Consider the following 12,537-nt stretch of genomic DNA (forward strand, 5'->3'; position numbering starts at 1 on the left):
TTCAAGCCCGCCCACGCAAGCGTGACGACCAATGCTGTGCCGGAAATGCCCCGGCACAGCAAATCATTACTCGACAGTGACCGTAATCATCTCGGATATGATGGGCGGATCATGCGGCACATGGAACTGATCGCCCATCACCAGCACAAAAGTATGCGTGCCAGCAGGCAGTTCCAGCGTTGTTTCGGTCTGCCCGCCCCCGAAATGCAGATGCGTATCCGAGAAGGGCACATCGGCGTTGAAATCAATATCTGCGGGGTCGGTATTTATCAGCATATGATGGTGGCCAGTATCGGGCCAATCCACGCCTGCAGGCGCAATCCCGATCCCGCGCGCCCCAAAACGGAAGGTCACGGGGTTCGAGACAGTCTCGCCATCGGCAGGGGTTATGAAATACACAGACGCCCCTTCGGGTGCGGGGTTTCGTTCAATATGATCGTGCGTATGGCTGTCCGAGAACGCGGCAGATGCCGCAAAAACCAGCCCACAGGCGTACAAGATTGGATTTTTCATTCAGTCTTCCTCCCTATTCGGCACGATGCCGAGGTAAAGAGGATAACCCAAACTACATCAAATCAAGATTCAAAACCGCGCGAACCGGGATTAATCTGCCCGTGGCGGGGCCGAAGGCGTGCGCGCGCCCGCGCGCCGCCAGCGTTCCAATTCGGCGTATTTGTCCAGCCACATGAACTCATAGGCATTATGATAGACATTGACCGAGAACAGACGCTCCAGCAGACGCCCCTGATTGCGGCGGCGGATGTCCAGATCTTCGGCAGCAAGCTGCTCGCGGATACCGTCTGCGCGGCCAAAGCGGCTGGCATGGTTCACAATGCCCCCATCGACCGTGCCGCGCGCAACGGCTGCGGCAGGGTTCCCACCCAGCGCGCGCGCGATATCGGCGCGAGGCTGCGGGTCTACCCTATTGGCCCCTGCGGGATTGGGCACCGGCAATTCGCTAAGATTTGCAGGCATTTCCAGCGGACGCGTTGGCACGATGCTGAATTCATCCGGCCCGCGTTCCTGCGAGGCGGCATGCATCAGAATGGGGTTTTCACTGTCTGAACATGCGCTGACCGACAGCACAGCCATGCCCAACGCCGCGAAGATGACCTGTCTGACCGCCATCAAGACCCCCATTCCTACGTAATCAACGCTCTGCTCATAGCGCACTCTCGGCTTTGCGTCACGCCCTCGATGACGGAAACGCAATTTCACTTCTGTTGCCGCTGCGTCGTATCCCGCCCCGAGAACACAATCAGCACGAAAGCACCGGCAAAAATTGCCACATCGGCAATGTTGAAAGAATACGGATTTCTCAGCCCGCAACAAGACATGTTGATGAAATCCGCCACACCACCCCAGCGCAAACGGTCGATCACATTGCCCAGCGCGCCCCCGATCAACAAACCCGCACCGATCTGCAAGCCCCGCGTCGGCCCTTCGCGCTTGACCCAGACCCAGACAAACGCGCTGATGGCCAGCGCAATCGCCACCAGCACATAGCGCATCACATCGCTATCCGACCCGAACAGCCCGAAATTGATGCCGGTATTCCACGCCATTGCAAAATTCAGGTAGGGGTCAAACACCGGAATGAACAGGCGTTGATCCAGCGCCAGACGGTCAATCACCCACCATTTGATGGCCTGATCGGCGATAAGTGTCAGTCCCAGAACCCCGATGGCAACGCGCATTGCGCAATGCTCCTGTTTTAGTGGCGGAAATGGCGCTGGCCGGTAAAGACCATGGCCAGACCAGCGGCATCTGCGGCGGCGATCACCTCGTCATCGCGGACTGAACCGCCGGGCTGGATGATTGCGCGCGCGCCTGCCTCGGCTGCGGCCAGCAAACCATCCGCGAAGGGAAAGAACGCGTCCGACGCCACGACCGAACCTTGCGTCAGGGCGGCATCAAGCCCCAGCACCCCGGCCATGTCCTGCGCTTTGCGCGCAGCGATTCGGGTGGAATCAACCCGGCTCATCTGGCCCGCGCCCACACCGACTGTGGCCTGATCTTTCACATAGATGATGGCATTGGATTTGACATGTTTGGCCACTTTCCACGCAAACAGCAGATCGGCCAGTTCGGCATCGGTTGGCGCGCGCTTGGTCACGACTTTCAGATCCTCGGCGCGGATCATGCCATTATCGCGGTCCTGCACCAGAAACCCGCCGGATACCTGCTTGAACGCCAGCCCGCCAAGGCCGGGATTGGCCAGCCCCTTGGTGGTCAGCAGGCGCAGGTTCTTCTTGGTGGCAAAATGCGCGATAGCATCCTGATCGGCGGCAGGTGCGATGACCACTTCGGTGAAGATGCCGGTAATCGCCTGCGCTGTTTCCAGATCCAGCTTCATATTCAGCGCGATGATCCCCCCAAAGGCAGAGGTACGGTCGCAATCATAAGCGCGGGCATAGGCTTCGGCCAGCGATGCCCCGCGCGCAACCCCGCAGGGGTTTGCATGTTTGATAATGGCGCAGGCTGGGCCATCTGCGGGCAGGAATTCGGACACCAGCTCGAACGCGGCATCTGTGTCGTTAATGTTGTTGTAACTCAACTCCTTGCCCTGATGCTGCGTAGCCGTTGCCACCCCCGGACGGGTTGAGCCGTCACGGTAGAACGCCGCCGTCTGGTGCGGGTTCTCGCCATAGCGCAGCGTTTGTGCAAGCGTGCCCGCAAAAGCGCGGCGGCGCGGTGTGGGCTGGCCAATGGCCTCGGCCATCCATGTGCTGACAGCAGTGTCATAAGCGGCGGTATGGGCATAGGCGCGTTGCGCCAGCACCTGCCGGAAGGACAGGCGTGTGTGGCCGTTTTCCGCATCCAGTTCGGACAGCAGCGGGATATAGTCATCCGGGTCGGTCACAACTGTGACAAAGGCATGATTCTTGGCCGCCGCGCGCAGCATGGCAGGGCCACCAATGTCGATATTCTCGACCGCTTCGGCATAGTCACCCCCGCGCGCCACGGTTTCCTCAAACGGATACAGGTTGACCACCAGCAGATCGATCGGGCGGATACCATGCGCGGTCATGGACCCCATATGCGCCTCGTCATTGCGCAGCGCCAAAAGGCCGCCATGCACGGCAGGGTGCAATGTCTTGACGCGGCCATCCATCATTTCGGGAAAGCCTGTCACATCGGCCACATCCTGCACCGCCAGCCCTGCTTCGCGCAGCGCGCGCGCTGTGCCCCCGGTCGAGATCAACTCGACCTTGCGCGCGGCAAGGGCTTTGGCCAGATCAATCAGGCCGGTCTTGTCGGACACGGAAATCAACGCGCGCTTAACAGGGGCAAGGTTCACAGAGGCCGTATCAGTCATGTCGCATCCTTGGTTCGCATTCATTATAGGTCAGGCACCACAAACGGGTCGTCCTGTAAGGTGTCGCGCAGCGCAAGCGGGGTTTCTTGCGCTTTGGACAGACTCCAGTTGATCTGGCTGGTATAGCTTGCAGCGCGCAAGGACAACACGATCTGTCGGCTGGGCCGCGGTTTCAGGCGACCTTTCTCCAGATAGACCGAAGGGGTCAGCGCCAGATGCAGCCCGCCCGCGCGAAACACCCACAACTCGCCCGAGCGCAGCAGAATCGACACTGCCGTTCCATTCATGTCAAGCGAGGGTTCGGCATCGGGGTGCAGATGAAAGCGCAGCGCAAAGGGCACACCTGCGCCGCCCGTACGCGCCAGAACTTCATCAAAGCGCGCCATGCTGCGGCGCGAGGTTGCAATCAGACTATCCTCGCCCGTCAGGACGCGCCCATCGCTGGACAGGTCCAGATAGCGCAGATGCTCTAACCCGTGGCTGGTCAGATAGCCGTCATGGCTTAGACGCACGGCGCGCGAATAGGGGGTGTGGCGAAACTCTGCACCAACATGGCGCGGGCCATCCGCCAGATCCAGCCGCGCCTGATGCTGCGTGGCAAACCTTGACGAGGAATACCCCTCGAAGGCCAGTGTTGTATGCGAGGCAGTGGCGCGGCTGGCGCGGTGCCATTCCGCGCCAAATTCCGACCCGTCGCCAAACGATACAATCAGCGGGCGGCGATTCGATGTCATCTCGAATGCAAGGGTCGAGGCATGCGCCCGCGCAGGGGCCGCTTTCAGCGGCGGGTGCGCCGCGTCAATGATCACGCTGCTGCGCCCTGCCGAAAGCCGCGCAAACCCCATCGCCATATCCGCTTTTGACAGGGTCTGTGCGGGATTGATTTCATCATGCAGCGCCAAAGCTGCGGCCAATGCCCCCTCTGGCCCGCGCCCGCCGCCGTGAAACCGCACCAAGCCACCATCGGCGTGGCGCATCACCCGCAAGGCCCCTGCCAGACGGTCCAGCAGCCCCACGAATTGCGCACTTAGCGCATGGCCCTGATCCGCCTTCGCCCGTGCGGCCCAGACCAGCAATTCAAAGACATGCAGCAATTCTTCGGGGTTGCGGGTCGCGATGCCGCCATCCTCGGCGATCTGGGCGCGCGCCGCATGCAAGACCGCAGCACTGGCCGGGGCCACCCTGTGTGACAACCCCTCAAGCGAGAGCGTGGCATATAACAACCCCACCTGCGCCTCGATGCGCGGCAAACCCGCCCCTGCCCGCCCCGCGCGGCGTTCCAGATAGGCGGCATGCTGCGCCAATGCACGCAGGAATTGCGCCTGATCGGGTGCCTTCAACCCCTGCATCAGAAAAACCGCATGCGCGATCCAGCGAATCACGCGCCGCCCCGCCAAACCCGGCGACCAGCCCGGGCCAGCGCCTTGGCCAAACCGCGCGATCCAGTCCAGCACGCCTGCTTGCGCAAGCGCGCGTGCCTCGCGGTCCCCGACAGCGGCCAGATGATCCAGCCAGTCGAAACTGTGCAGCGCATCCCTCGCAATCGCAGTTTGGGCGGCAAAGGGCACCGCGCCACGCGATTCGATCAATTCCCCCGCCATCAGGAAATTTCCGGCCAGCATCTGCTTGCCGCGCGCATATTGCCCGACCATGCGCGGCTCCGGGTCGCAGACAAGCGCAGACACCTGCACCCGCCGGGCCAGCCAGCGCAACAGCATCCGGTCCATAAACCGTATCCGAGAGGTGCCAGTCGCGCCTTTGTCGCTCACAATCGCAGCACCTTTCACTGATTACACTGATGTTAAAGTGTCTGTCCAAATTCGCCTTTGGATGTACAAACATCTGCCCAATCCGGCAAGCCTGACACGCGATCTTGTGGCGACCTAAAGCAATTTCAGAAAAAAATTGCTAGAGTTTTCAGGTTTGAAGTTTCGGCAAACAAAAAGTTAAACCGTTTCGGTCTTTCAAGGAAAAACCGAAACGCCCGCGCGGCGTTATTGCCTGTGCTGCAACAGGGCGATGAAAAACCCGTCCAGCCCGCCAAACTCGGCCCAGTAATCGGGCCTTGTGCGCACACACCCGTCCGGCAGGCGCCACGCATCAGGCAGGCCCGGCAGATCGGGGGGCACAACCTGCACAGAATGGCGCGCAAGCGCAGCGGCGATCTGGTCAGACCCCTCGCTTGGCAGCAGCGAACAGGTGCAATACACCACCCGCCCGCCAGAACGCAGCACCCCTTGCGCGGGATCAAGCACACGGTCCAGCAAGGCCGCCTGCAAGGCTTGCAGCGCTTTCACATCCTCTTTCATGCGGATCAGCGGCAGTTCAGGGTGCCGCCGCAACGTGCCTGTTGCCGAACAGGGCGCATCCAGCAAGATCGCGTCAAAGGGGGTATCGGGCCGCCACTCCAGCGCATCCGCAATCACCGTTTCGGCCTGTAGCCCTGTGCGCAACAGGTTTTCGCGCAACCGCACCATACGCGCATCCGATATATCCAGCGCGGTGACCTGCGCGCCCTGTGCGGCCAGTTGCATCGTCTTGCCGCCCGGGGCTGCACACAGGTCCAGCACCCGCAAGCCCGTCACATCGCCCAACACACGCACAGGCAGGGCGGCGGCGGCGTCCTGCACCCACCACTGGCCTGCATCATATCCCGGCAATGCCGAAATCTGCCCCGGATCGCGCAGCCGCAGGCTGCCTGTCGGCAAGGCAACACCGTCCAAACCTTCGGGGCGGGGGCCGCGCAAGGTCAGGTCCAGTGGCGCGGGCAGCAGATGCGCCGCCTCGATCGCGGCGGTGACCTTTGCCCCATATGCATTTTGCAACGCCCCGCGCAGCCAGCCCGGCAGGCGCGGCACAGGGGCAGCGGCCCAGTCCAACCCCTCGCCCAGCTGGCGCAGCACCGCATTGACCAAGCCATCCAAGCGCGGCTGGCCCGCGCGGCGGGTCAGATCGACCGCATCATTTATGACACCATGCGCAGGTGCGCCCAGAACATGCATCTCGATAACCGCCATGCGCAGCACCCACATCGCCGCCTCGGGCGGGGCCTTGCGCAGGGCGCGGCGCAGGTGATGATCCGCGCGGCCCGCATGGCGGAAAGTCTCACTCGCAAGGCGCTGCGCGCGCGCGCGGGCCTCTGGGGGCAATGCGGCAAAACTGTCCGGCGCGCGGGCGATCACCTCGCCTAAACTGCGCCGCCCGCCCAGAACGGCGGCGATCAGGTCTTGTGCCGCCGCACGCGGCGCGAGAGAGAATGTATCAGCCATGAGCAGCGTTTCTTGTCCTTTGAGGCCCGCGCGGTATATCAGGGCAAAAGCTTGTTGCAAGGAAAACACCCAATGACCGACGAGAGTGCGACACCAGACGACAGCGCCGCAATCCCAGAGGACCAGCGCCGCGCCGCCCTGCCCGCCGCCGCCCAACGCGCACTGGCCGAAGCCGATGCCCGCCGCGCGGCACAAGCCGAAGACCAGCACCCCGTCGAATTGGGCGGACGCAAAGGGCCAGAGCCAGTGCGCTATGGCGATTGGGAGAAAAAGGGCATCGCCATCGATTTCTGATAGGCACCATACCTGACGGCGCATGCCTTGGCCCTAAGCCCCTGACTGACGCTCAGGGGGCATCCACCTGCCCCAAAGGCCTCAACCCAACAAGGGCGGCAACGCGCCCTGCCACACTTGTGAGGCACCTCAGCCCGCTCAAGACCGCAGACAGGGGCCACCACCAATCAATCTGGCCGCCGTTGGCAAGCAAACCTGCCCCGAAGGCAACAAGGTGCGGCAACGGCCCGCGCCTCATCCTTCACACACCTCAGCCCGCTCAAGACAGCAGACCCGCGCCCCGCGACAGCAGACAGGGGCTACCACCAATCAATCTGCTCACCGCGCGCAAGCAAACCTGCCCCAAAGGCCCCAATATAGCAGGTTAAACCAACGCGCCCCACGTCACCTATCACGCATGCCGGCCCGCTCAAGACAGCAGTCCCGCACCCCGCAACAGCAGACAGCGGCCACCACCTATCAATCTGGTCACCGCGAGCCAGCAAACCTGCCCGCTTCGCCCGCCTTGCCCCCTCTGCCCCAGATCATCAGCGCATCCGGCCATGTCTTAGCGTTGCAGTGGTCTGTGCCAGCACGGCCCAACCGCCCTGATCGCGTGACACGGCCAAAAGCTGCCATGACCGCACGCCCCAGCATCTGCGGCACTGCGGCGGGGAAATCGTCCAACGGGGGCAAGTTGCACCCACCGCCCCCTTGCGCATGCACCCAGCGCGATAGACTGTTGGCGTCGTCCAGAAACGCCACCGACCCTTGCCGCAACACATCACACAGCGCAAACCACGCGCCATGCCCGCGCAACCGGTCACCCCGCCAGCGGCACCACAATACCCTTTTCGCGCGCAAGGGTTCGCATGCGCCCTTGCAACTTCTCGAACGCGCGCACTTCAATCTGCCGGATACGCTCGCGGCTGACATCATAGCGCTGCGACAGGTCTTCCAGCGTCACGGGGTCTTCGCTCAGGCGGCGCTGCGTCAGCACATCACGCTCGCGCTCGTTCAGCACCTCCATCGCATCCATCAGCAACTCTCGGCGCAATTCCAACTCGTCGCGTTCGGCATAATCTGTTGCCTGATCGGCGCCTTCATCTTCCAGCCAGTCTTGCCAGCTTGACGCGCCCTCTTCGCTGCCGATTGTCGCATTCAACGACGAATCGCCCCCCGAAAGGCGGCGGTTCATCGCAACGACTTCATCCTCGGTCACATTCAGTTCTCGTGCGATCCGCGCAACATTTTCGGGGCGCAAATCCCCTTCTTCCAACGCGCCAATCTTGGATTTGGCCTTGCGCAGGTTGAAAAACAGCTTCTTCTGCGCGCTGGTCGTGCCCAATTTAACCAGCGACCATGACCGCAAAACATATTCCTGAATGGACGCCCTGATCCACCACATCGCATAGGTCGCAAGGCGAAAGCCCTTGTCCGGGTCAAACCGTTTAACGGCCTGCATCAGGCCGACATTTGCCTCGGAAATCACCTCGGCCTGCGGCAGCCCGTAGCCCCGATACCCCATTGCGATTTTCGCGGCCAGCCGCAGATGGCTGGTGACCAGCTGATGCGCGGCCTCTGTATCCTGATGATCCACCCAGCGCTTGGCCAGCATGAATTCCTGCTCAGGCTCCAGCATCGGAAAGCGGCGGATTTCCTGCATGTAGCGGTTCAGGCCCTGTTCGGGGCTTGGGGCGGGGAGATTGGTATAACTGCTCATCAAACCATCCTTGAAAACTGCACCTGCCGGACCTGCCTTGACCTATCACATCCGGATAGCACGCAAAAGTTTATATAAGGTATACGCAGCCCGCAGGGTTTCCGACGCAATGATCACTCGGTTGTGTTCGCGCGTGAGTGGCGCAAGGCGGCCAGCAGCCCATCCATATCGGCGGGCAGAGGGGCCGAAAAGTCCAGATTTTCGCCACTGACAGGGTGCACAAACCCCAATGTCGCAGCATGTAGCGCCTGACGGGTGAAGCCTGCACAGGCCGCCACCCCCTCGGCCCCCAGCGCGCGATCCGACAATTTGCGCCGCCCGCCATAGACAGGGTCGCCCACCAGCCCATGGCCCGCATGGGCCAGATGCACACGGATCTGATGCGTGCGCCCTGTCTCCAGCCAGCATTCCAGCAGGGCCAGCGCGGGCGGGGCGCCGAAATTCTCCAGCACGCGCGCGCGCGTCACCGCATGGCGGCCATTCGACCAGACCACCGCCTGTTTCTGCCGGTCAGTCTTGCTGCGCGCAAGCTGGCTGGTCACTTTCAGAATATTGCCTGCCTCGAAACTGACCCCGCGCAAGCCGCGCAGGCGCGGGTCGGCGGCATCCGGCACGCCATTCACCACAGCCAGATAACGCCGCATCACGGTGTGGCGCTCGAATTGCGCAGCCAACCCCTGATGCGCGCGGTCGGATTTCGCCACCACCAGCAGGCCAGATGTCTCTTTGTCAATCCGGTGCACAATTCCGGGCCGCTTCTCGCCGCCAATTCCGGACAGGCTGTCGCCGCAATGATGCAGCAGCGCATTGACAAGGGTCTGATCGGGGCTGCCGGGGGCGGGGTGGACAACCATGCCTGCGGGCTTGTTCAGCACGATCAATTCGTCATCTTCCCAGATGATATCCAGCGCGATTTCCTGCGCGCGGGTCTCCACCTCCACGGGCTGGCTGATGCGCAGGCGCAGCACATCGCCCTCGGCCACTTTCATGCGCACATTGTCCAGCACCTCGCCCGCGCGGGTGACAGCGCCATCCTCGATCAGCTTCACCACGCGCGAACGTGACAGGCCCTGCCCCTCTGGCACATCGCGCGCCAAGGCTTTATCAAGCCGTGCGGGGGGCTGCGGCCCAACCCTGACCTCGATCTCTGTGAAAGGCCCTTCAGCCATGGCACTGCCCCCTGATATGCCACCCCCCGCCCCGCCCCCGCCCGATGTGCGGCTTATCAAAGGGCTGGTAGTGGTGCTGACAAGCGTAATGATTCTGGGCGTCATAGTCATCATCGGGCTGCTTGTCACCCGCCTTGGCATGGCACCCGCCCCTCTGGCGCTGCCTGACAGCATCACCCTGCCTGCGGGCGCGGCCCCTCAGGCCATCACCCTTGCGCGCGACTGGGTGCTGGTGCTGACGCAGGATGATCAGGTTCTTCTGTTTGACAGAAACTCTGGCGCGCTGCGTCACCAGATGGCCTTGCCGCAGGACTAAACCGCACCCTTTTTCCTCATTTTCTTGCTCCAAATACTCAAATCCCGCAACCGGCCACGCGCGCAACAGATGATTGCCAGCCCGACGCCGCCAAGCTACCCTTCCCCACACCAAAGAGGGAGAAGACATTATGCGCCGCACCATCACCCAAACCATCGGAGAGGCCGAGGTCAGCATCATCACCGATGGGGCTGTGACCTTCACGCCCGATCTGTTTCCGCATACAGCGCCTGAAACAATCACAGCGCTGCTCAGTGACGCGGGCGCGGCCGAGATCGAGACGAATTTCAACGCCGTCCTGATCCGCCATTCTGGCCGCGTGATTCTAGCCGATGCAGGGCCGCGCGATCTGTTCGGGCCAGGCTGCGGGTTTCTTGGCGAAGGGCTGGCAGAACTGGGTGTCGCGCCCGATCAGGTGGATACGCTGGTTGCCACCCATCTGCACCCCGATCATGTCGCGGGCATGATCACGCCTGATGGCGCGGCGGTCTTTACCAATGCCACCCTGTTTGTCACCGATGCCGAGCGCGCCTTCTGGTCCGACGATACCAATTTCAGCGGCGCGCTGTCGGGCGCGGCCGATTGGGCGAAGCTGGCACAATCCGTTCTGGCCGCCTATGGCGACCGGCTGGAAACGCTGGCCGACGGGCAAGAGGCTGTGGCGGGCCTGTCAGGCATGGCCCTGCCGGGCCACACACCGGGCCATTTCGGCTGGCGGCTGGACAGTGGCGGGCACAGCCTTGTGCATGTGGGCGACATTGTCCATGCGCCCGCGCTGCAAGTGCCCAACCCCGAAATCGGGATCAGCTTTGACATCGACATGGATCAGGCCCGCAGCACCCGCAAACGTCTGCTGGACCAGCTGGCCAGTGACGCCACAGTTTTTACCGGCGGGCATTTCCTGCAACCGGCATTCAACAAGGTGGAACGCGCGAAAGACGGCTACCGCTTGGCACCGGGGCGGGGCTAAGCCCCCCCTATAAGCCCCCGCCCTGCAAACCTGCGCGCTATGTCCCGCAATAGGTGACGATTGCGGCGGCATCTGCGGGGGCGGGGCGGGCGAAATGCTCCATCCCTGCAACCGCGCGGTAGGGGTTTTGCACACGTTCCAGCAAAGCATGGAACGGGGCCATGTCACCGCGCGCGCTGGCTGCCTCCAACGCCTCTTCGACCAGATGGTTGCGCGGAATATAGACCGGATTGCGCGCCTCCAGCGCGTCGGCGGCCGCATCAGGATCGGCAAGTGCCGAACGGTAGCGCGACAGCCACGCCTCCAGCCCAGAGGCGTCTTTGAACAGCGCAGACACAGGGCCCGCATCGCCGCGCAAGGCCGATGGCAGGGCGCGAAAGAAGCTGGTGAAATCCACATCCTGCCCTTGCCACAGGGTGTGCATATCCTCAATCAGGGCTGCATCCACCTGCGCCAGCCCCAGCTTATGGGCAAAGACCGCCAGCCATTCCTGCTGGTAGGTTTCGCGTGCCGCCTCGATCACGGGGCTTGCAAGGGCAATCGCGCGCTCTTCATGTGGATCAATCAGCCCCAAAAGCGCCTCGGCCAGCCGTGCAAGGTTCCACAGCATGATCGTGGGCTGGTTGCCATAGGCATAGCGCCCCATCTGGTCGATTGAACTGAACACAACCGCAGGGTCATACCTGTCCATGAAGGCGCAAGGGCCGTAATCAATCGTCTCGCCCGAGATGGTGGAATTGTCGGTGTTCATCACACCGTGAATGAACCCAAGCCCCATCCATTGCGCCACCAGCTTTGCCTGTCTCTGGCCCACGCGTTCCAGAAACCGCAGGGCTGCATCTTCCACGCCGGTCAGGTCGGGGTCATGGCGCGCTATGGCATATTCCAGCAGCAGGCTAAGCTTGTCCTTTTCGCCGCGCGCGGCGAAATACTGGAACGTGCCCACCCGTATATGGCTAGAGGCAATCCGCGCCAGCACGGCACCCGGTTCCATCCCGAACTGGCGCAGCACGCGGTCGCCTGTGGTGCAGGCCGCAAGGGTGCGCGTTGTCGGCACACCCAGCGCCGCCATCGCCTCGGATATCAGATACTCGCGCAACACCGGCCCCAGAACGGCGCGGCCATCGCCCCCGCGCGCAAACGGCGTGCGGCCAGAGCCTTTCAGGTGCAAATCCCAGCGTGCGCCATGTGGGTCCACCACCTCGCCCAACAAAATTGCGCGCCCATCGCCAAGCTGCGCCGAAAACCCGCCAAACTGATGGCCGGCATAGGCTTGCGCAAGGGGCCGCGCAGTGTCGGGCAAGGCATGGCCGGACAGCATGCCAACCCCCTCGGGGCTGCGCAGCGCGTCAGGGTCCAGCCCCAGCGCTGTGGCAAGCGTTTCATTCAGCACCAGAACTTGCGGGTCGGGCCATTCCTGACCCTGCCAAGGCAGATAAAGCCCTGTCAATTCCTGCGCATAACTGTTGTCAAAGCTGATCGAGAGGGACATCGCACA

At 62.6% G+C, this 12,537-nt stretch carries 13 protein-coding genes; 3 read left to right on the top strand and 10 right to left on the bottom strand.

Annotation, left to right across the window (positions count from 1 at the left end):
- Positions 1 to 66 precede the first annotated feature (66 nt).
- From BG455_RS03325 to BG455_RS03350, 6 genes are all read right to left on the bottom strand, one after another.
- Positions 67 to 513 carry a DUF4399 domain-containing protein gene (locus tag BG455_RS03325; RefSeq protein ID WP_071468554.1) on the bottom strand — a complete coding sequence of 149 codons (447 nt, stop codon included), beginning with the start codon at positions 511 to 513 and terminating at the stop codon, positions 67 to 69.
- Between the two features lie 90 nt (positions 514 to 603).
- Positions 604 to 1,128, bottom strand: a complete 525-nt coding sequence (locus tag BG455_RS03330; protein ID WP_071468748.1) for a DUF3035 domain-containing protein — start codon at positions 1,126 to 1,128, stop codon at positions 604 to 606.
- Positions 1,129 to 1,214: 86 nt separating this feature from the next.
- Entirely contained in the window at positions 1,215 to 1,697 is a 483-nt protein-coding gene (gene lspA, locus BG455_RS03335) for a signal peptidase II (RefSeq protein WP_071468555.1), read from the bottom strand.
- A 17-nt stretch (positions 1,698 to 1,714) separates the two neighbouring features.
- Positions 1,715 to 3,319, bottom strand: a complete 1,605-nt coding sequence (gene purH / locus BG455_RS03340) for a bifunctional phosphoribosylaminoimidazolecarboxamide formyltransferase/IMP cyclohydrolase (protein WP_071468749.1) — start codon at positions 3,317 to 3,319, stop codon at positions 1,715 to 1,717.
- A 23-nt stretch (positions 3,320 to 3,342) separates the two neighbouring features.
- On the bottom strand, positions 3,343 to 5,088 hold the full coding sequence (locus tag BG455_RS03345; protein ID WP_245735461.1) for a heparinase II/III family protein: 1,746 nt from the start codon (positions 5,086 to 5,088) through the stop codon (positions 3,343 to 3,345).
- 225 nt (positions 5,089 to 5,313) lie between these two features.
- Complete coding sequence (locus BG455_RS03350; protein ID WP_071468557.1) at positions 5,314 to 6,588, bottom strand: RsmB/NOP family class I SAM-dependent RNA methyltransferase; 1,275 nt, start codon at positions 6,586 to 6,588, stop codon at positions 5,314 to 5,316.
- 72 nt (positions 6,589 to 6,660) lie between these two features.
- Between BG455_RS03350 and BG455_RS03355 the strand changes: the two genes are divergently transcribed.
- Positions 6,661 to 6,882: a DUF1674 domain-containing protein gene (locus BG455_RS03355; protein ID WP_071468558.1), complete on the top strand. Its 222-nt coding sequence runs from the start codon at positions 6,661 to 6,663 to the stop codon at positions 6,880 to 6,882.
- A gap of 468 nt (positions 6,883 to 7,350) precedes the next feature.
- On the opposite strand, the gene BG455_RS03360 is transcribed toward BG455_RS03355, so the two are convergent.
- The 3 genes from BG455_RS03360 to BG455_RS03370 all read right to left on the bottom strand — a co-directional run bounded on the left by BG455_RS03360 (position 7,351) and on the right by BG455_RS03370 (position 9,753).
- On the bottom strand, positions 7,351 to 7,680 hold the full coding sequence (locus BG455_RS03360; RefSeq protein WP_143079870.1) for a hypothetical protein: 330 nt from the start codon (positions 7,678 to 7,680) through the stop codon (positions 7,351 to 7,353).
- Positions 7,681 to 7,684: 4 nt separating this feature from the next.
- Entirely contained in the window at positions 7,685 to 8,584 is a 900-nt protein-coding gene (gene rpoH, locus BG455_RS03365) for an RNA polymerase sigma factor RpoH (RefSeq protein ID WP_071468560.1), read from the bottom strand.
- A 113-nt stretch (positions 8,585 to 8,697) separates the two neighbouring features.
- Entirely contained in the window at positions 8,698 to 9,753 is a 1,056-nt protein-coding gene (locus tag BG455_RS03370) for an RluA family pseudouridine synthase (RefSeq protein ID WP_071468561.1), read from the bottom strand.
- Here BG455_RS03370 and BG455_RS03375 point away from each other — a divergent pair.
- Positions 9,752 to 10,069, top strand: a complete 318-nt coding sequence (locus BG455_RS03375) for a DUF6476 family protein (RefSeq protein ID WP_071468562.1) — start codon at positions 9,752 to 9,754, stop codon at positions 10,067 to 10,069. The genes BG455_RS03370 and BG455_RS03375 overlap by 2 nt on opposite strands.
- A 130-nt stretch (positions 10,070 to 10,199) precedes the next feature.
- Entirely contained in the window at positions 10,200 to 11,039 is an 840-nt protein-coding gene (locus tag BG455_RS03380; protein WP_071468563.1) for an MBL fold metallo-hydrolase, read from the top strand.
- A gap of 37 nt (positions 11,040 to 11,076) precedes the next feature.
- On the opposite strand, the gene BG455_RS03385 is transcribed toward BG455_RS03380, so the two are convergent.
- On the bottom strand, positions 11,077 to 12,531 hold the full coding sequence (locus BG455_RS03385; RefSeq protein ID WP_071468564.1) for a protein adenylyltransferase SelO: 1,455 nt from the start codon (positions 12,529 to 12,531) through the stop codon (positions 11,077 to 11,079).
- Positions 12,532 to 12,537 lie beyond the last annotated feature (6 nt).

It is taken from the genome of Roseinatronobacter thiooxidans, from assembly GCF_001870675.1.
GTDB lineage: Bacteria > Pseudomonadota > Alphaproteobacteria > Rhodobacterales > Rhodobacteraceae > Roseinatronobacter > Roseinatronobacter thiooxidans.

Coding starts and splice junctions, on each gene's coding strand:
- BG455_RS03375 (WP_071468562.1), top strand. CDS start 9,752: ATGGCACTGCCCCCTGATATGCCACCCCCCGCCCCGCCCCCGCCCGAT.
- BG455_RS03350 (WP_071468557.1), bottom strand. CDS start 6,588: ATGGCTGATACATTCTCTCTCGCGCCGCGTGCGGCGGCACAAGACCTG.
- lspA (WP_071468555.1), bottom strand. CDS start 1,697: ATGCGCGTTGCCATCGGGGTTCTGGGACTGACACTTATCGCCGATCAG.
- BG455_RS03355 (WP_071468558.1), top strand. CDS start 6,661: ATGACCGACGAGAGTGCGACACCAGACGACAGCGCCGCAATCCCAGAG.
- BG455_RS03380 (WP_071468563.1), top strand. CDS start 10,200: ATGCGCCGCACCATCACCCAAACCATCGGAGAGGCCGAGGTCAGCATC.
- BG455_RS03385 (WP_071468564.1), bottom strand. CDS start 12,531: ATGTCCCTCTCGATCAGCTTTGACAACAGTTATGCGCAGGAATTGACA.
- purH (WP_071468749.1), bottom strand. CDS start 3,319: ATGACTGATACGGCCTCTGTGAACCTTGCCCCTGTTAAGCGCGCGTTG.
- BG455_RS03325 (WP_071468554.1), bottom strand. CDS start 513: ATGAAAAATCCAATCTTGTACGCCTGTGGGCTGGTTTTTGCGGCATCT.
- BG455_RS03370 (WP_071468561.1), bottom strand. CDS start 9,753: ATGGCTGAAGGGCCTTTCACAGAGATCGAGGTCAGGGTTGGGCCGCAG.
- BG455_RS03330 (WP_071468748.1), bottom strand. CDS start 1,128: ATGGCGGTCAGACAGGTCATCTTCGCGGCGTTGGGCATGGCTGTGCTG.
- rpoH (WP_071468560.1), bottom strand. CDS start 8,584: ATGAGCAGTTATACCAATCTCCCCGCCCCAAGCCCCGAACAGGGCCTG.